Origin of the sequence: Sphingorhabdus sp. (genome assembly GCF_044239045.1) — a bacterium.
Taxonomy (GTDB): Bacteria; Pseudomonadota; Alphaproteobacteria; order Sphingomonadales; family Sphingomonadaceae; genus Sphingorhabdus_B.
Genome location: NZ_JBIICD010000010.1, coordinates 17043 through 33472, shown reverse-complemented (window position 1 = coordinate 33472; position 16430 = coordinate 17043). Strand labels below are relative to the sequence as shown.

Here is a 16430-nt window from a genome sequence, read left to right as displayed (position 1 = left end):
GCGCGCCACTTCGCTCAGGTCCGCCTGACTGAAATCGAAGAAGGCCGGAGGGGCGTATGCATGGTGCTGCGTCAGCGATCGGTAGGAACAAGGAAACGCCCATGCCGCTGTACGAGCATGTATTTTTGGCGCGTCAGGACCTTTCACAGGCCCAGGTTGATGCGCTGGCAGAAACTGCCACCAAGATTGTAGAAGACAATAAAGGCAAGGTCGTAAAGACCGAAACCTGGGGTCTTCGTACATTGACCTACAAAATTCAAAAGAACCGCAAAGCGCATTTCGTGATGCTCGACATTGAAGCTTCGGGCGACACCATCGCTGAGCTTGAGCGTCAGACACGCATGAACGAAGATGTGATCCGTTACATGACCGTCCGCGTGGACGCGCATGAAAAGGGCCCATCTGTCATGATGCGTAAGAGCGACCGCCCAGAGCGCAGCGAACGCGGTGAGCGTGGCGGCTTTGGTGGTGGCGACCGTGATCGCGGTGCACCGCGTCCAGACCGCGCGTATCGCGCAGAGCAGGAGGCTTAAAACATGGCACGTCCGTTTTTCCGTCGCCGCAAGTCCTGCCCATTCCAGGGTAAAGATGCGCCGCAAATCGATTATAAAGATGTACGCCTGCTTCAAGGTTACATTTCAGAGCGCGGCAAGATTGTCCCATCGCGCATCACCGCCGTTTCGGCAAAGAAGCAGCGTGAGCTGGGTCAAGCGATCAAGCGCGCCCGTCACATCGGCCTTCTGCCGTACATCGTGAAGTAAGGAGCCGAAACATGGATATCATACTTCTCGAACGCGTTGAAAAGCTTGGAGCAATTGGTGACGTTGTTACCGTGAAGGACGGCTATGCTCGTAACTTCTTGCTGCCAAACAAAAAAGCGCTCCGTGCAAACGAAGCTAACCGCAAGGTTTTCGAAGCTAATCGCGCGAAAATTGAAAGCGATAACGCAACCCGTCGTGATGAAGCGCAAAAGGCTTCGGGCAGTGTCGAAGGTAAGCAGATCGTTCTGATCCGCGCAGCTTCGCAAACTGGCCAGCTTTACGGTTCGGTTTCGGTCAAGGATATCGTTGACGGTCTGGTCGCCCAGGACGCCAAGGTTTCCAAGAGCATGATCGTGCTTGAGCGCCCCATCAAAACGCTTGGCGTATTTGGCGTGAAGGTTGTTCTGCACCCTGAAGTTACCGTTAATGTTCAGGTCAATGTGGCCCGTTCGGACGACGAAGCCGAGTTGCAGAAGGACGGCGTCAACGTTCTCGACCAGATGTTCGAAGACGAACAGGCCGAGATCGCTGCCGAAGCCATTGAAGCACAGGTTGAAGCCGAAGTGGCCGCCGACGCAGCCGATGCTGCCGAAGCTGCTGCCAACGCAAAGCGCCGCGAAGAGCAAGCTGCCGCCAAGGCTGCGGCTGAAGCTGCTGGCCTTTCAGCTGAGGCAAGCGACGACGCATAAAGCGCTCGATTGCTACAAACAAAAAGCCGCCTTGTTGCAAAACAGGGCGGCTTTTTTGTTGGGAGTACTCCGGGTGACAGTCGCAGGGTAACCGCGGCAGCTATCTTCCGTCGTCGTTCTGAACTTGTTTCAGGACACAGCACCAGCGCTGCATGTTATCCTGAAACAAGTTCAGGATGACGATAAGAAAAATGACAATGTGCATAGTAGCGACGTCGTGTATGGACCGCTAATATCTCCACCATGACCGCGCCTATCATCATCACCGCCGATATGGGCAAGACCGACCAAGCATGGGCCAATGGTCTACGCCGCGCGCATTTCCCCGCAGAGCGCAACTACGTGGATGCGCATATCACTTTGTTCCACCATTTGCCGCCAAGCCATTTGGCAGAGATAAAGTCGCGGCTGGCGGTGTTGGTTCAGAACTATCCGGCGCCAGCGGCTAATCTCAGCGATGTGATGTTGCTCGGTAAAGCGGTGGCGTTCCGCGTAGACAGTCCTGAATTGCTTAGCCTTCGCGACGAACTGGCTGATGCGTTTCGTGGGCTATTGATTCCACAGGATCAGGCCACGCCCAAATTGCATATAACGATCCAGAACAAGGTCGAGCTGCTAGTTGCCAAGGCGCTTCGCGCGCATCTTTTGGAGTCGTTTCGACCCCGTCCGCTCGCCATTTCCGGCCTATCCGCGCATTATTATCGTGATGGACCATGGGAGCCTATCGGAAGATGGTCATTTCGCGGCTGACAATGCTTGACCCGTTACCACCCCGCGCTTATAGCGCCGCGTGCTTTCCCGCAAATGCAGGGATTCACGCTTGGATGGCGAAGTAGCTCAGCTGGTTAGAGCGGTGGAATCATAATCCATAGGTCGGGGGTTCAAGTCCCTCCTTCGCTACCATCTTTCTTGTGCGCATTTGGGTTCGAGCCCCACAGCAAGCGATTTGTTCATTTTCATCGAAGCAGCGGGCCGACGTTATACAATGTCGCGCATTGTGCGATTGCCGCATTTTTCTGCTTGGGCTACACTAAGCGTATGAAAGATTGCACCCATTGCATTGTACGTAACCGTGCAATTTGCGCCGGGCTCGAAACATACGAGCTTGAGCTACTGGGTCAGCTGGGCCGAAAGCAAAGGGTTTCCAAGGGCCAAACCGTTTTTTGGGAGGGTGATGACGCCGTTGTCGTCGCCAATGTCATCGAAGGCGTGCTGAAGGCTTCGATGACCTTGTCCGATGGCCGGGAGCAGATTGTCGGGATTGTTTTTTCGTCGGATTTCATTGGCCGGCCCTTTGGCCAGCACAGCCCGTATAGCGTGACTGCGCTAACCGATGCCGAATTGTGTATCTTTTCGCGGTCGACCTTTGACAGTTTTGCACAGCAGCATCCCGAGCTGGAGAATAAGTTGCTGCGCCGGACGTTGAATGAACTTGATCGTGCGCAATCATGGATGCTTTTGCTTGGAAAGAAAACCGCGACGGAACGGATCGCAACTTTGTTGCTCGAAATGTCCGTTCGTCTTGGCGAAACAGGTTGCACAATTGACAACGGGGCGTTGGACGCATTTGAATTGCCGCTTGATCGTCAGCAAATTGGCGACGTTTTGGGGCTGACGATTGAAACCGTAAGCCGTCAGTTTTCTAAGTTAAAAGCAGACGGCGTTATCCATGTACCAGACCGCCGGACGGTTTGCATACGCGACCGTGCGCGGCTTCAGGACCTTTCGGCTGCTGCCTGAACAGTAGTTCAAAAACGCGTTCGCGGTGGTCAGCTTTGAATATTGTCCGCCGGGCCGCCGATGAGAACAAAATGCCGGTCGCAATAGCCGCAGTCGACATAACCTTTTTCATCAATTTGAAGCCAAACTCGGGGATGGCCCAATGCGGCGGGAATGTCTCCACTGCCGTCGCAAGCGACACGCGGTTCGCGGACACGGATTGTTTCGGGGACGCTGTTGTTCATGTGCGCCGCTTAGCAAAGCCGCAACGTGGCTGCAACGGCTGAGAAATAGTGAACTGCGGATAATCGCGCTGTTACGAAATTCCTGCCGATGGATTCCATGTGATTGCGCTGACACCATGCGTTCGCTATCGCATGGGCATGTCTGAACAAGCTATCTCGATCCAAAGCCTTTCCAAAAAATATGCGGGGGGGAAACAAGCGTTAAGCGACGTTAGTTTTGACGTTGCGCAAGGGTCGATTTTTGGGCTGCTCGGCCCCAATGGCGCGGGCAAATCCACATTGATTAACATCTTGGCCGGGCTGGTGATGAAGACATCGGGCAGCGCGTCTATTTGGGGTTTCGACATTGATGCCCACCCACGCAATGCGAAGGCATCTATAGGCATTGTGCCGCAGGAGATTATGTTCGATCCCTTCTTTACACCGAAAGAAGCGCTTGAGCTGCAAGCGGGTCTATATGGCGTGCCGAAGTCGAAACGGCGGACGATGGAATTGTTGAAAGCCGTGCGCCTTGAGGACAAGGCTGATGCCTATGCGCGGACCTTGTCAGGCGGCATGAAGCGCCGTTTGCTGGTTGCCAAAGCCATGGTGCACGCGCCGCCTGTTATCGTGCTTGATGAACCGACTGCTGGTGTCGATATAGAACTGCGTCAGCAATTATGGGATTATGTGCAGGAATTGAACCGCCAAGGCGTGACGGTTGTGCTCACCACCCATTATCTCGAAGAAGCCGAGCAGTTGTGCGACCGGATTGCGATTATCAACCATGGCCAGTTGATCGCTAACAAGCCGACACGCGAATTGGTCGGCATGGCGCGTGAAAAGGCAGTAGTCTTAACGCTGGACAGAGATGTAGCCACTGCGCCAACGCATGAAGCCTTTGAAAAGGCGGAGCTGGTTGGCGACCGCACAGTAGAGATTACCTATAACAAAGACCGTATGAACGCAGGCGAAGTGCTTTCCGTCATCCAAGGCCTTGGGTTGGGTATCGTTGACGTAACAACGAAGGAAGCTGACCTCGAAGACGTCTTCCTCCGTCTGACAAGCCCCACTTGATGGAAGCGGATGTTCTGATCATTGGGTCGGGCGCGGCGGGGTTGACCGCTGCGTTGCAATTGGCGGCTGCGCGTAAGGTTGTGGTGCTGGCCAAGGGTTCCATTTCCGACGGCGCAACAGCATGGGCGCAGGGAGGGATTGCCGCAGTGCTTGAACCCGGCGACAATTTTGCGAACCATATCGAAGATACGATGGTCGCAGGCGCCGGGTTGAATAACCGCGCCACGGTTGAATTTGTCGTGGAGAATGCGCCACTCGCGATTGAACGGCTGGCAAAGCTTGGCGTGCCGTTCAATCTGGAGGGTAATGACTGGCATCTGACGCGCGAAGGGGGGCATAGCCACCGGCGTATCGTTCATGTTGACGACGCCACCGGCTGGGCTGTGCAGCAAGCGTTGGAGGCAGCCGCACGCGCGCATTCGAATATCACCTTGGTTCCGGACATGGTCGCGGTCGACCTCATCCTCGGTCGGCATCAGGAACGTTTTTCAACGTCCGGGCGCATCCACGGCGTTTACGCACTCAACCGCAAAACGGGCCAAGTCGAAACCTTCACGGCGCGTGCGACCATTCTCGCGAGCGGCGGCGCTGGTCGGACCTATCTCTATTCCACGGCTCCACGTGGTGCGACGGGCGACGGCATTGCTATGGCGTGGCGCGCTGGGTGCCGCGTTTCCAACATGGAATTCATGCAGTTCCACCCAACCTGCCTTTACAATCTTGAGGTCAAGAATTTCCTGATAACAGAGGCGGTGCGGGGCGAAGGCGGCATCCTGAAAAACCCGAAAACCGGGCATCGTTATATGCCCGATTATGATGAACGGGCAGAGCTTGCGCCGCGTGATATTGTCGCCCGCGCAAATGACGCCGAAATCAAGCGTGATGGTCTGGACTATGTACATCTTGATATCAGCCACAAGCCGGCTGAATTTGTGCAAACACATTTCCCGAATATTTATGAAAAGCTACTGGGCCTTGGCATCGACATCACGCGCGAGCCAATTCCGGTGGTTCCAGCGCAGCATTATACCTGTGGCGGTGTGATTGTGGATTTGGACGGCCGAACCGATGCGCCGGGTCTGTATGCTGCAGGCGAAGTTACGCAAAGCGGCCTGCATGGTGCAAACCGTCTGGCATCCAATTCTTTGCTTGAATGCTTCGTCTTTGGCGACGCTTGTGCGCGCCATATCGACGCCAATTGGGACAGCCTGCCGCCCCCACCGAAGATTCGGCAGTGGGACGAAAGCCGGGTGATTGACAGCGATGAAGAGGTCGTGATCGCGCAATGCTGGCGCGAAATTCGGCAGTTCATGTGGAACTTTGTCGGCATCGTCCGTACAACAAAAAGACTCGAACGCGCGCAGCATCGCATCGATCTGCTGCGCAGTGAGGTCGAGGATTATTACAGCCATTTCCGCGTTACCCCTGATCTGATTGAACTGCGTAACTTGGTCGAGGTTGCCGCCTTGATTATCCGGTCGGCGCTGGCACGGCATGAGAGCAGGGGGCTGCACTTCACGCTCGATTATCCCGACATGGCAGACGAAGCGCGCGATACGATTTTGATGCCATAGGCACAAAACACTTTCCTACAGATGGTAACTTCAGGCAGGGTCGCATCTGGTTATTTGGAGGCAATTATGGACGTTCGAAATCAAGTCGTAGCGGTTCACATGCGCAAAGTTTTGCATCTGCTTGTCCTGGCGCTGCTGGCAGCGATGGCGATGCCCGCCGCTGCCGCCGCAACGCCCGAGGAGACAGCACGCGAAGTTCTGGCCAAATCGCCTATCATCGACGGCCATAATGACACACCGCATCAGATTGCCGCGTTGTTTGACCGTGACTTTTCCAAGTTCGACTTGGCGTCGTTGTCTGCGGACGTGCTCGCTAAAACCCACACCGATATAAAAACTGCGCGCGCCGGATATTTGGGGGGACAATATTGGTCGGTATATGTTGATGCCGCTTTGCCCAAGCATGAGGCCGTGACCCGCACTATTCAGCAGGTCGATGTTGTCCGCCAGATGATGGCGCGATATCCGGAAACATTCACCTATGCGGCCACGGCAGCAGAGGTCGAAGCGGCGATGAAAAAGGGCAAAATCGCCTCGCTTATTGGTATGGAAGGCGGGCACTCCATCGGCAGTTCGCTGGAAATTCTGCGGCAGACTTATGCGCTTGGCGCGCGTTACATGACGCTGACGCACAGCCTGACCACTGATTGGGCGGACAGCGCAACCGACGCGCCAAAGCATGACGGATTGTCGCCCTTTGGTTTTGAAGTGCTCGCCGAAATGAACCAATTGGGGATGATTGCCGATATCAGCCATGTGTCCGAGGCAACCATGCACGATGTGTTGGATAAGAGCACGGCGCCTGTTTTGTTCACGCACAGCAATGCCCGCGCGGTCACGCCGCACCCCCGCAATGTGCCCGATTCAGTACTTCAGCGCTTGCCGCAAAATGGTGGTGTGGTGATGGTAACCTTCGTGCCTGGTTTTACCTCGGCGGAACGGCGGCAATGGGAATATCAACGCTCCGCCGTTGCAGGGCGCGCCAAGACTGAATTTTCCGGCAACCCTTCTGGCGAAAAGGCCGCTGTTGACGGGTGGATTGCTGCCAACCCGCAACCAAAGGCAACACTAGCGCAAGTGGCCGACCATATCGACCATATCCGCAAGGTTGCAGGAATTGACCATATCGGCATTGGCGGTGATTTCGGAGGCGTGGACGAACTGCCCGTCGGTTTGGAAAATGTCTCCACCTATCCGGCCTTATTCGCCGAGCTCGTCCGCCGTGGCTATTCGAAGGCGGACCTCGCCAAAATCGCACAAGGCAATGCACTGCGCGTGATGCGCGCTGTGGAGAAAACCGCGCGGAAGTAATGTTCGGTGTCGTTGCGCCAGTCGGTGCTGATTAAGCCCATCGCTTAAAGAGCACCCGCCTGACGCGACCGACAACCGTCTTTAATCTTCCAAACGTACCGTCACATATTGTGTCGCCGCACCGCGACGTTTGACGCCAAGCAGGATCGCGCCGCGACCAGCCGCTTGTGCATCTTTAATGGCAGCAGCAAGAGCGGAAGCTGTGCTCAGATCGCGGTAATTGGCGGACACGATGACGTCACCGCGCCGCAAACCGACCTGCGCAGCTGTGCCAGCGCCTGGAACATCAATGACAACACCCTTTATATCGGCGGTCATGCCAAGCGCTCGTGCGATTTCGGCATCCAATGGAATGACGCTAAGGCCAAGCGCATCACGAATGACCTTAGAATCAGGCGTATCGGTTTGCTTGTCGAAATCTTTATTTTCTTCTGGGTTGAAATTGCGCTGGGCCAGCTTCTCTTCTGGTGGACGCGCGCCAACCGTAGCGGTCAGCGTCATCGGTTTACCTTCACGCAAAATGTCGAGCGGGATGCGCGTGCCAGGTTTGATGTTCGCCACTATGTAGGACAAGGTCACATCGGGCGTCACTTCGCGGTCATTTACGCGAAGGACAATGTCGCCTTCTTTTAGGCCGGCCTTGTCTGCTGCCTCACCGGCCACAATACGCGCGACAAATTCGCCACGGTTCTTTTCAAGGCCAAGCGCGTCAGCAAGATCTTCGCTCACAGGCTGGATGCTGATGCCCAAATAGCCACGCTCAGGCCGAACACCCTTTTTCAGGGACTCAACAACCGGAATGGCTTCTTCGGCTGGAATGGCAAAACCAACGCCAATATTTGCGCCCACGGGTGAAATCAGGCGGTTGTTAATGCCGACCACTTCGCCCTTTAGGTTGAACAATGGGCCACCCGAATTGCCGGGGTTGATCGCGGTATCAGTTTGAATGAAGCGGTCATAAGCACCGCCGGCGCCGATGTTACGCTGAAGCGCGGAAATGATCCCTGCGGTTACCGTGTTGCCTAGGCCAAGGGGGTTGCCAATGGCGATCACCCAATCACCCACACGGCTTTTCTGCGATTCTACCATTTTTACAAAAGGGAGGCCTGATGCGCGAATCTTGAGTAAGGCGATATCCGATGATGGGTCGCGGCCAACGATCTCGGCCTGATATTCCTTGCCGTCGAAAAGCGTTACCGTCACGCGGTCTACAGCATCGCCAGCTGGTCCACCGGCAACGACATGGTTGTTGGTGACGATGTAACCGTCGGCGGAGATCAGAAAGCCTGAACCGCCGCTCGCTTGTTCCTGCGTCACTGGGCGGCGTTCGCCTGTCATCGGGTTGAAGCTGGTGGCTACCTGCACCTTTTGACGCGTGGCGATGTTCACCACCGCTGGCTGTAATTGCGCGGCAAGATCCGCAAAGCTCGACGGCGCGCCGCCGGGAGCGAGGTTGACCTGTTCCGAGACCGGTAGTCCGGTTTGCGCGGTGACGGGGTTGCCGTTGACTAAAGCAACTGTCCCGCCAGCCATCAATAGCGCTGTGGTAACTGCATAAGCGTAACGCACGGATTTCATTCCTCTCGTCTATTCAATTGGGCAAATGGCCCTAAAAACTCTGTTCATCTTTGGCGCGGTAAAGCTGAACGCCGATTGAATGGATGCCATCCAAACGGCGACAACATATGACCGTCGATTATATTCCTTTGCGGAATTTTTCCAGATAGGCGTTTTGCGGTGACAAGATTATGTTGCTTGCACCTTCACCATTTTGGAACGTTTGACGATAGCTTTGCATCGCGCGATAGAAATCATAAAAACCTGGATCCTTGCCATAGCTTATGGCGTAGATACGGGCAGCTTCGGCCTCAGCGTCGGCGCGGATGATTTGCGCTTCCTTCTGGCCCTCGGCGTCAATGGCGATGGCTTCCTGATTTCGAGCGCTGCGCATGCGGTTATAAGCCGACTGCAGGGTAGCGGCGGGCAAATCGGCACGCTTGATACGCACGTCAATGACTTCGGCGCCATATTTGCGCGCTTCGCGGTTTAACGCGGTTTGGATATTCTCCATGACTTCGCCGCGTTCGGCGCTCAACAAGGCAGCAAAAGTCCGCTTACCAAGTTCGTTGCGCAGCGATGAACCCAAAATCGTCCGCAATTGGTCACGCAGCCGATCTTCGGTGCGGATTGTGCGATACATCACCGCCGGCTGGGTAATACGAAACCGGGCAAAGGCATCAACCTGCAACCGCAATTGGTCGGTGGAAAGCACTTCCTGCTGCTCCATCTGAACGCTCAAGACGCGCTTGTCGATCATCTGGATCTGTTCAACAAAGGGTATGCGGAACGTAAGTCCAGCGCGTGTTTCGCCGAATTTTTCGCCGGGCTTATATGGGTTCACGATCCGGTCGACCTTACCATAGCTGCTGATAATGGCCTGTTGCGTTTCGGGAACTACGTTCACCGACATGCTCATCAAGATAAGCGCCCCGATTGCGGCAACCGCGAGATAAATGGGATTGCGAAGAAGGTTGCTGGTCATTTCTTGGTCCCTGTAACTGTCACGGGTTCGGCCTTTGGCGCCGTTCTTTTCTGGAATTCGGGAATAGGAAGGTAAGGCGTTACGCCGCCAGTTTCGACAATGGTTTTGTCAACCTTGCCCAATACTTGCTCCATGGTTTCATAATATAGCCGGCGCTTCGTCACCTCAGGTGCCGCACGATATTGCACATATATTTTATCAAATTCGGCAGTTTCACCCAATGCAAGTTCGGTCACGCGGCTGGCATAAGCGCGTGCGTCGTTCAGATAGCTTTCGCGCCGTTGCTGCGCCGCGTTCACTTCACGGAAGGCGTCATTGACCTCGGCAGGCGGGTCCGATTGACGGATCGAGATGCTTTGGATCAGCACGCCAGCCCGATATTCATCGAGCACCTGTTGCATCCGGCGACGCACCTCAAGTTCGATAGCGCCACGGCCTGGGCCGATTGCCTGCGTCAGGTCAAAATTAGCGACCGCAGCGCGCATGGCGCTTTCGGCAACTTCTTTGACGGTTTCTTGCGGGCTATCGAGCTGGAACAGATACAATTCGGGGTCTTTAATCGACCAACGGACGTCATAGGCCATATCGATGATGCTCTGGTCCTTGGTCAGAACCAGATTTTCGCTGCTTGCCTTTGGCGAGCCTATGGATGTTGTCTGAATTTGCTGCGTGTCGATTTTCGTAATGCTTTGCAGTGGTGCAGGCAAAGTGAACTGAATCCCAGGCGGCAATGTGCGGGAATATTTGCCCAATTGCGTGACCACGCCCTCTTGCTCGGGGCCAATGCGATGAATGCTTGTCCATACGATCCACAGCGCCACAAGGGCGCCTATGATCAGCGGGAACCAACTTTTGCCATCGGGGCGTTGTGGCAAGCCGCCAAATCCGCTGCCTTTTCTGCGCAACAACTCTTCAAGTGATGGCCCCCGTGAGCGTGCCCGCCCGCCGGGTTCGGGTGTAGGGTCCCATGGATTTACGGGGTCGGCTTTCGATCCGCCTCCGCGCTCGGTTGCGTTGTTTGCGCCGCCTGGTTCCCCAGAATCGGGTGAATCCCATGGCCCTTTGCTATCTGTTGCCAAAATTACGGGTCCCTGCTTATCAAATTTGGTGCTCATAAAACCTTTATAGGAACGGTTTTTCAGAAAAACAGTGTCAATCCGGCAATTCTGAATCTATTCGGCAAATCATGTCAGATTTTGCTATAATTTCCGATGCCATTTTTGCTGTTGTTGGGAACCGCGCAAGTGGTTTGAAGGTCGCCGAAAATGCGGTCTCACTGATGCTTGACGTGTCAGGTTTAAATGTCGAGCAGCGCATTGAAATCGAAGCCGATGTCCGCGCCGCAGCTACGCAGGCCGGTGCAAAGTCGGTGCGTGTCATGTTGACTGCCGAACGCATCACGCCACGCCTGATTGCGGTAGCGAGCGGTAAAGGCGGCGTGGGCAAATCTACGCTATCGACAAACCTTGCCATTGCCATGGCGCGCGCTGGCCGTTCGGTCGGTCTGGTGGACGCAGATATCTACGGTCCGTCGCAGCCAAGATTGATGGGTGTGGAGGGTGTGAAACCCGAAGCGGAAGGCAAGATGATGATACCTGTCACGGGGGCAGGCGGTGTGCCTTTTCTGTCGATGGGTCAGTTGGTCAATCCGGGCCAAGCCATCGCGTGGCGCGGCCCAATGGCCGGTAATGCGCTGTCGCAACTTGTCGATGCCAAATGGGGCAATGTCCGCGATATCGTTGTCGATATGCCGCCCGGTACGGGTGACATTCAGTTATCGATGATCCAGAAGCATAAGCCTATCGGTGCGGTAATCATATCTACACCGCAGGACCTTGCCCTGATTGACGCGATGCGCGCCATCAGCTTTTTCGATACGGCCAAAGTGCCGATCATTGGCCTAGTTGAAAACATGGCCGGATATCTTTGCCCGCATTGTGGGGAAATGAGCGATCCTTTCGGTTCCGGTGGGGCAGAGGCGGCGGCAAAGGAGCTGGGCATTCCGTTCTTGGGCCGGATACCACTCGACATCAAAATTCGCATGGAAAGCGATGCGGGCACGCCGCCTGCATTAGGCGAAGGACCCATTAGCGACGCTTATGGTGCGATTGCTCAGATGGTCGCGGCTTGGATTGATGCCCCGAAAGACACTGCCGCATGAATGAAGCGCCAGCGGCAAAGGATGGCATAAGCCGCCGGAAACTGCTGATTGGCGGCGGCGCAGGTGTAGGTCTCTTCGTCGCTTGGGGCCTATGGCCGCGCCGTTATGCGCCAAACATGCGTGCGGTCGATGGGGAGCATCTTTTCGGCCCATGGCTGAAAATTGCGGAGGATGGCAAAGTCATCGTCGCCATTCCGCAGAGCGAGTCTGGCCAAGGCGTATATACCGCGCTGGCGCAGATCGTCGCTGGTGAACTGGGGGCCGATTGGCGCTCGGTTGCGGTGCAGCCGGTTTCGGCCAGCTCGAGTTTTGCCAACACAGTTTTAGCGCGCGCGTGGGCAACGGTTTTCTTACCAGAAAACATCGCGCTCGACGTGGATGTTGGTCCCGTTGCCAACAGCATCGACGAAATCGCCCGCCGCGAAACATTCGTGGCGACGGGCGGATCCTCCTCGATCCGCCAGTTCGAAAGACCGTGCCGCGAAGCTGGCGCTGCAGCGCGGACTTTATTATGTCAGGCAGCAGCGGCGCGCTGGGGCATTGCATGGGAGCAATGCCGGACCGATCGTGGCTTTGTCATTGCTGGCCAACAGCGCTTGTCCTTTGCAGAATTGGTGGTGGAAGCATCGGCGCTGGAAGTGCCGTCGCCCATTCCGCTCAACCCGTCGGCGCGCAACCGGCTTTCGGGACGCGATGCACCGCGCCTTGACCTGTCGGCCAAGGTTGACGGCAGCGTGAATTTTGCTGGCGATGTCCGTTTGCCCGACATGGTGTTTGCGGCGGTTCGCGCTGGTCCAGCCGGCAACACCCGCCTCTCGTCGGTGGATGAGAAGGCTGCGTTGAACATGCCTGGTCTCCTGGAGGTGGTGAAGACCGATAAATGGGTCGCGGCGGTCGCAAGCAATTGGTGGGCAGCCAATAATGCCCTGGATGCCATGGCGCCCGTGTTCCGCACCAAGGGCCGGATGGCAGACAGCACCGAAATCGCGCAGTCTTTGTCCAACGCAATTGCCAAAGGCCCCGGCTTTCGCGCCACCAAAATCGGGGATGTTGATGTCGCTATGGCACCGGAAGCGGGGGCGCGGATTTTCAAGGCGGATTATACGGTTGGCGCTGCCGTGCACGCACCAATTGAGACGCGCTCGGCAACTGCAGATTTTCGGGATGGGCGCTTACAATTGTGGCTCGCAACCCAAGCGCCGTATTCCGCGTGTCTGGCTGCTGCAAAAGCCATTGGGATTAACGTCGATGATGTTGTGCACTATCCCGTGATGGCTGGTGGTAGCTTTGACCGCAATTTCGACAACAGCATCGCTGCGCAAGTGGCGGTGATCTCGAAAGCAGTGGGAAGACCTGTCCAATTGACATGGTCTCGTCCAGAAGAATTCGTCCGCGATCATGTCCGTAGCCCAGCTTTGGGCAGGCTTTCGGCGGCCATGAACGCTAAGGGCGCTGTGAAGGGCCTAACGGTTCGTGTCGCCGCAGCGTCCAGTATGCGTGAGCTGGCCAATCGGATGAACGGGCAGAACGTCGATACGGCACGCAAATCAGCATCGGGTCAATATGATCTCCTAGCGCTGGAAGGCGCGCAAATTCCTTATGCCATACCAAATATCAGTATCGACCATTTCCCTGTGTCCATGCCAATGCCGACCGGGCCGTGGCGCGGCCTTGCAAACAGCTATAACTGCTTCTTCGTTGAAGGATTTATCGATGAACTAGCGCATAAGGCAGGGGTTGAACCATTGTCGTTCCGTATGCGGATGCTAGCTGGCCAGACACGTTTGGCGCGATGCCTGAAAGGTGTGGCGACCATGGTAGACTTGGATGTCGGCGCGGGAGGCAGCGGGCGTGGTATCGCCTGTCACAGTATGCGCGACAGCCATATTGCCGTCATTGTGACTGCCCGTAATAGCGAGAGCGGCGTGCGCGTGGACCGCATTCACGCAATGGCCGACTGTGGCCGCTTGATTAATCCTGACCTGGCGCGCCAACAGATTGAGGGCGGCATCGTGTTTGGATTGGCGCAAGCCTTGGGATCCGCTACAAATTTTGAACGCGGGCTTCCAACCGCACGGCGATTGCAGGATATCGATCTACCCAAATTGGCAGACATGCCCGAAATCAACGTGGAACTTGTGCGCAATGACGAGGCGCCGGGCGGCGTGTCTGAATTGGGTGTTCCCGCGGTTGCGCCTGCGATTGCTAACGCCATTTTCTCCGCAGCTGGTATCAGGCTGCGCGAATTACCCTTATTGTCCAGAGGACTATGATGACATTACCGATTAACCACCCGCCAGTAGCAACACCGAAAATTGGCGTGTTGCTTGTAAATTTGGGGACGCCGGACGCGCCTACGACGTCTGCTGTGAAACGTTATCTCAAGCAGTTTCTCTCGGACCGCCGCGTGGTCGAAATTCCACAGATCATCTGGCAGCCGATCTTGCGCGGTATCATTTTGAATACGCGTCCCCAGAAATCTGCGCAGGCTTATGCAAAAGTTTGGACTGACAAAGGGTCGCCTCTAGCGTTTTTCACCGCTGGTCAGGCCGACGTGCTTCAGGCGCGCATGGGCGAGAGTGCTGATGTCCGCTATGCCATGCGTTATGGCAACCCTTCGGTTGCTGATCAACTTGCCGCTATGAAGGCAGCTGGCTGCAATCGTATTTTGATTGCGCCGATGTATCCGCAATATTCGGGTGCAACGACCGGGACTGTGTTGGATGAGGCCTATGCCACGCTGACCGCGATGCGTTGGCACCCCGCGATACGCACATTGCCGGCTTATCATGATGATGCGTTCTATATTGGTGCTCTGAAAACCTCGATTGAGGCCTCGCTGGCTGGGCTTGATTTTGAACCCGATGCTATTGTCATCAGCTTCCACGGCATGCCCGAACGCACTTTGCAATTGGGGGATCCCTATCATTGCCATTGCCAGAAAACGGCGCGTTTGCTGTCTGAGGCTATGGGGCGTGAATTGGTTGTCAGTTTTCAGTCGCGCTTTGGTCGCGCAAAATGGCTGGAACCTGCAACCGACGACACACTTATGCGGTTGGCGCGCGAAGGTACCAAAAAGGTAGCAATTTTTGCGCCAGGCTTTTCCGTTGACTGTCTCGAAACGCTCGAAGAATTGGCCATGCAGGGCCATGAGCAGTTCGAAGAAGCAGGCGGCACCCATTATGCATATATGCCATGCTTGAACGACAGTGATGTCGGCATGGACATGGTAGAACGCATCATCCGTCGCGAACTTGCTGGCTGGATTTAATAAGTCCTGACCCTAAGATCTGAATGCGCGGCTTATGAGCTCTTCCCGAGTAACGTTAACGGCAACTTGCGCTTGCTGTCGCGCGCGGTAATCATCGTCAAGAATTGCGGGAGGAGAGCGGCGCATGACAAGAGTGGCAGTGGTTACTGGCGGAACCAGAGGCATTGGCGAAGCGATTAGCTTAAAGCTGCAAGAAAAGGGCCGCCTGGTCATAGCTAATTATGGTGGTAACGACGCTGCGGCCCTCGCTTTTGCTGAGCGAACTGGCATCGCCGTTCGGAAATGGGACGTAGGCGACCATAAAAGTTGCTTGGATGCCTGCGCCGCTATTGAGGCTGAATATGGCCAGATTGATATCATGGTTAACAATGCGGGCATTACGCGGGACGCCACGATGGTTAAGATGACTTTTGAACAATGGGATGAGGTGATCCGCGTTGACCTTACGGGGTGCTTCAACATGGCCAAGGCGGTGTTTGCGGGCATGCGTGAGCGCAAATGGGGTCGCATTGTCAACATCGGCTCCGTCAACGGCCAAGGCGGGCAAATCGGTCAAGTGAACTATGCCGCTGCCAAATCGGGCATTCATGGCTTTACAAAATCGCTTGCGGCGGAGGGTGCACGACATGGCGTGACGGCCAATGCCATCGCGCCCGGATATATTGGCACGGAAATGTTATCGACGATTCCTGAAAATGTCATGGAGAAGATTGTCGCTCAAATTCCCGTTGGTCGTCTTGGGCAGCCCGAAGAAATTGCGCGCGGCGTCGAATTTCTCACGAGCGATAATGCCGGGTTTATCACCGGATCGACCTTGTCGATCAACGGTGGCCAGCACATGTATTGATGGCCATTTTAACTTGAACGATTTGTATCACCCGCCCGTGAAACGTAGCATGACCGTAGCCGGGCATCAGACGTCAATAAGTCTTGAACCATTTTTTTGGGACCGACTTCGAGCGGTGGCGGAGGCGGATGGCCTGCCGGTCAATGCTGTGGTGGCGCAGATTGATGTGGCGCGGCTTGAATCGCGAACGCCATGTGGCCTGGCAAGTGCCATTCGTCTTTGGCTCATGGCACGGGCATAAAGAACCGCCAGAT

Annotated in this window: 17 protein-coding genes and 1 tRNA gene; 14 read left to right on the top strand and 4 right to left on the bottom strand. The window is 55.6% G+C overall.

Going from position 1 to position 16430, the window contains the following annotated elements:
• The first annotated feature begins 101 nt into the window (after positions 1-101).
• From rpsF to ACILP4_RS05660, 6 genes are all read left to right on the top strand, one after another.
• A complete protein-coding gene (gene rpsF, locus ACILP4_RS05685) occupies positions 102-533 on the top strand; it encodes a 30S ribosomal protein S6 (protein WP_395619780.1) in 432 nt (143 codons plus the stop codon).
• 3 nt (positions 534-536) lie between these two features.
• A complete protein-coding gene (gene rpsR / locus ACILP4_RS05680) occupies positions 537-761 on the top strand; it encodes a 30S ribosomal protein S18 (protein WP_125229746.1) in 225 nt (74 codons plus the stop codon).
• Positions 762-772: 11 nt separating this feature from the next.
• Complete coding sequence (rplI, locus tag ACILP4_RS05675) at positions 773-1450, top strand: 50S ribosomal protein L9 (RefSeq protein WP_395619779.1); 678 nt, start codon at positions 773-775, stop codon at positions 1448-1450.
• A gap of 243 nt (positions 1451-1693) precedes the next feature.
• Complete coding sequence (locus ACILP4_RS05670) at positions 1694-2200, top strand: 2'-5' RNA ligase family protein (protein ID WP_395619778.1); 507 nt, start codon at positions 1694-1696, stop codon at positions 2198-2200.
• A gap of 76 nt (positions 2201-2276) precedes the next feature.
• A tRNA-Met gene (locus ACILP4_RS05665) sits at positions 2277-2353 on the top strand.
• 135 nt (positions 2354-2488) lie between these two features.
• Complete coding sequence (locus tag ACILP4_RS05660; RefSeq protein ID WP_395619777.1) at positions 2489-3190, top strand: Crp/Fnr family transcriptional regulator; 702 nt, start codon at positions 2489-2491, stop codon at positions 3188-3190.
• 29 nt (positions 3191-3219) lie between these two features.
• Here the strand turns inward: ACILP4_RS05660 and ACILP4_RS05655 are convergent, their stop codons facing one another.
• On the bottom strand, positions 3220-3414 hold the full coding sequence (locus ACILP4_RS05655) for a zinc-finger domain-containing protein (protein ID WP_395619776.1): 195 nt from the start codon (positions 3412-3414) through the stop codon (positions 3220-3222).
• Positions 3415-3552: 138 nt separating this feature from the next.
• On the opposite strand from ACILP4_RS05655, the gene ACILP4_RS05650 reads away from it, so the two are divergent.
• The 3 genes from ACILP4_RS05650 (at position 3553) to ACILP4_RS05640 (ending at position 7355) form a co-directional block, all read left to right on the top strand.
• The gene (locus ACILP4_RS05650) at positions 3553-4470 is read left to right on the top strand and encodes an ABC transporter ATP-binding protein (protein WP_395619775.1); all 918 of its coding nucleotides are present in this window, start codon (positions 3553-3555) and stop codon (positions 4468-4470) included.
• Positions 4470-6044 (top strand): L-aspartate oxidase, encoded by a 1575-nt coding sequence (nadB, locus tag ACILP4_RS05645; RefSeq protein ID WP_395619774.1) that lies wholly within the window; start codon positions 4470-4472, stop codon positions 6042-6044. The genes ACILP4_RS05650 and nadB overlap by 1 nt, the downstream gene beginning before the upstream one ends.
• Before the next feature lie 99 nt (positions 6045-6143).
• Positions 6144-7355 (top strand): dipeptidase, encoded by a 1212-nt coding sequence (locus ACILP4_RS05640; protein WP_395619773.1) that lies wholly within the window; start codon positions 6144-6146, stop codon positions 7353-7355.
• Positions 7356-7436: 81 nt separating this feature from the next.
• Here the strand turns inward: ACILP4_RS05640 and ACILP4_RS05635 are convergent, their stop codons facing one another.
• From ACILP4_RS05635 to hflK, 3 genes are all read right to left on the bottom strand, one after another.
• Positions 7437-8933 carry a trypsin-like peptidase domain-containing protein gene (locus ACILP4_RS05635; protein WP_395619772.1) on the bottom strand — a complete coding sequence of 499 codons (1497 nt, stop codon included), beginning with the start codon at positions 8931-8933 and terminating at the stop codon, positions 7437-7439.
• Positions 8934-9051: 118 nt separating this feature from the next.
• Complete coding sequence (hflC, locus tag ACILP4_RS05630; protein WP_395619771.1) at positions 9052-9897, bottom strand: protease modulator HflC; 846 nt, start codon at positions 9895-9897, stop codon at positions 9052-9054.
• Positions 9894-11012 (bottom strand): protease modulator HflK, encoded by a 1119-nt coding sequence (gene hflK / locus ACILP4_RS05625; protein WP_395619770.1) that lies wholly within the window; start codon positions 11010-11012, stop codon positions 9894-9896. Before hflK ends, hflC begins: the two co-directional genes overlap by 4 nt.
• A 71-nt stretch (positions 11013-11083) precedes the next feature.
• Between hflK and ACILP4_RS05620 the strand changes: the two genes are divergently transcribed.
• From ACILP4_RS05620 to ACILP4_RS05600, 5 genes are all read left to right on the top strand, one after another.
• Entirely contained in the window at positions 11084-12058 is a 975-nt protein-coding gene (locus tag ACILP4_RS05620; RefSeq protein ID WP_395619769.1) for an Mrp/NBP35 family ATP-binding protein, read from the top strand.
• Positions 12055-14331, top strand: a complete 2277-nt coding sequence (locus tag ACILP4_RS05615; protein WP_395619768.1) for a molybdopterin cofactor-binding domain-containing protein — start codon at positions 12055-12057, stop codon at positions 14329-14331. Before ACILP4_RS05620 ends, ACILP4_RS05615 begins: the two co-directional genes overlap by 4 nt.
• Positions 14331-15329: a ferrochelatase gene (gene hemH, locus ACILP4_RS05610; protein ID WP_395619767.1), complete on the top strand. Its 999-nt coding sequence runs from the start codon at positions 14331-14333 to the stop codon at positions 15327-15329. Before ACILP4_RS05615 ends, hemH begins: the two co-directional genes overlap by 1 nt.
• Positions 15330-15453: 124 nt before the next feature.
• On the top strand, positions 15454-16176 hold the full coding sequence (gene phbB, locus ACILP4_RS05605; RefSeq protein WP_395619766.1) for an acetoacetyl-CoA reductase: 723 nt from the start codon (positions 15454-15456) through the stop codon (positions 16174-16176).
• Positions 16177-16189: 13 nt separating this feature from the next.
• Complete coding sequence (locus tag ACILP4_RS05600) at positions 16190-16417, top strand: ribbon-helix-helix domain-containing protein (RefSeq protein ID WP_395619765.1); 228 nt, start codon at positions 16190-16192, stop codon at positions 16415-16417.
• Positions 16418-16430: the final 13 nt, after the last annotated feature.

Excerpts from the sequence above, each read along its gene's own strand:
- hemH (WP_395619767.1), top strand. The coding sequence starts at position 14,331 with ATGACATTACCGATTAACCACCCGCCAGTAGCAACACCGAAAATTGGC.
- nadB (WP_395619774.1), top strand. The coding sequence starts at position 4,470 with ATGGAAGCGGATGTTCTGATCATTGGGTCGGGCGCGGCGGGGTTGACC.
- phbB (WP_395619766.1), top strand. The coding sequence starts at position 15,454 with ATGACAAGAGTGGCAGTGGTTACTGGCGGAACCAGAGGCATTGGCGAA.
- ACILP4_RS05650 (WP_395619775.1), top strand. The coding sequence starts at position 3,553 with ATGTCTGAACAAGCTATCTCGATCCAAAGCCTTTCCAAAAAATATGCG.
- ACILP4_RS05615 (WP_395619768.1), top strand. The coding sequence starts at position 12,055 with ATGAATGAAGCGCCAGCGGCAAAGGATGGCATAAGCCGCCGGAAACTG.
- rpsF (WP_395619780.1), top strand. The coding sequence starts at position 102 with ATGCCGCTGTACGAGCATGTATTTTTGGCGCGTCAGGACCTTTCACAG.
- rpsR (WP_125229746.1), top strand. The coding sequence starts at position 537 with ATGGCACGTCCGTTTTTCCGTCGCCGCAAGTCCTGCCCATTCCAGGGT.
- ACILP4_RS05635 (WP_395619772.1), bottom strand. The coding sequence starts at position 8,933 with ATGAAATCCGTGCGTTACGCTTATGCAGTTACCACAGCGCTATTGATG.
- ACILP4_RS05660 (WP_395619777.1), top strand. The coding sequence starts at position 2,489 with ATGAAAGATTGCACCCATTGCATTGTACGTAACCGTGCAATTTGCGCC.
- hflC (WP_395619771.1), bottom strand. The coding sequence starts at position 9,897 with ATGACCAGCAACCTTCTTCGCAATCCCATTTATCTCGCGGTTGCCGCA.
- ACILP4_RS05670 (WP_395619778.1), top strand. The coding sequence starts at position 1,694 with ATGACCGCGCCTATCATCATCACCGCCGATATGGGCAAGACCGACCAA.
- rplI (WP_395619779.1), top strand. The coding sequence starts at position 773 with ATGGATATCATACTTCTCGAACGCGTTGAAAAGCTTGGAGCAATTGGT.
- ACILP4_RS05655 (WP_395619776.1), bottom strand. The coding sequence starts at position 3,414 with ATGAACAACAGCGTCCCCGAAACAATCCGTGTCCGCGAACCGCGTGTC.
- ACILP4_RS05640 (WP_395619773.1), top strand. The coding sequence starts at position 6,144 with ATGCGCAAAGTTTTGCATCTGCTTGTCCTGGCGCTGCTGGCAGCGATG.
- ACILP4_RS05620 (WP_395619769.1), top strand. The coding sequence starts at position 11,084 with ATGTCAGATTTTGCTATAATTTCCGATGCCATTTTTGCTGTTGTTGGG.
- hflK (WP_395619770.1), bottom strand. The coding sequence starts at position 11,012 with ATGAGCACCAAATTTGATAAGCAGGGACCCGTAATTTTGGCAACAGAT.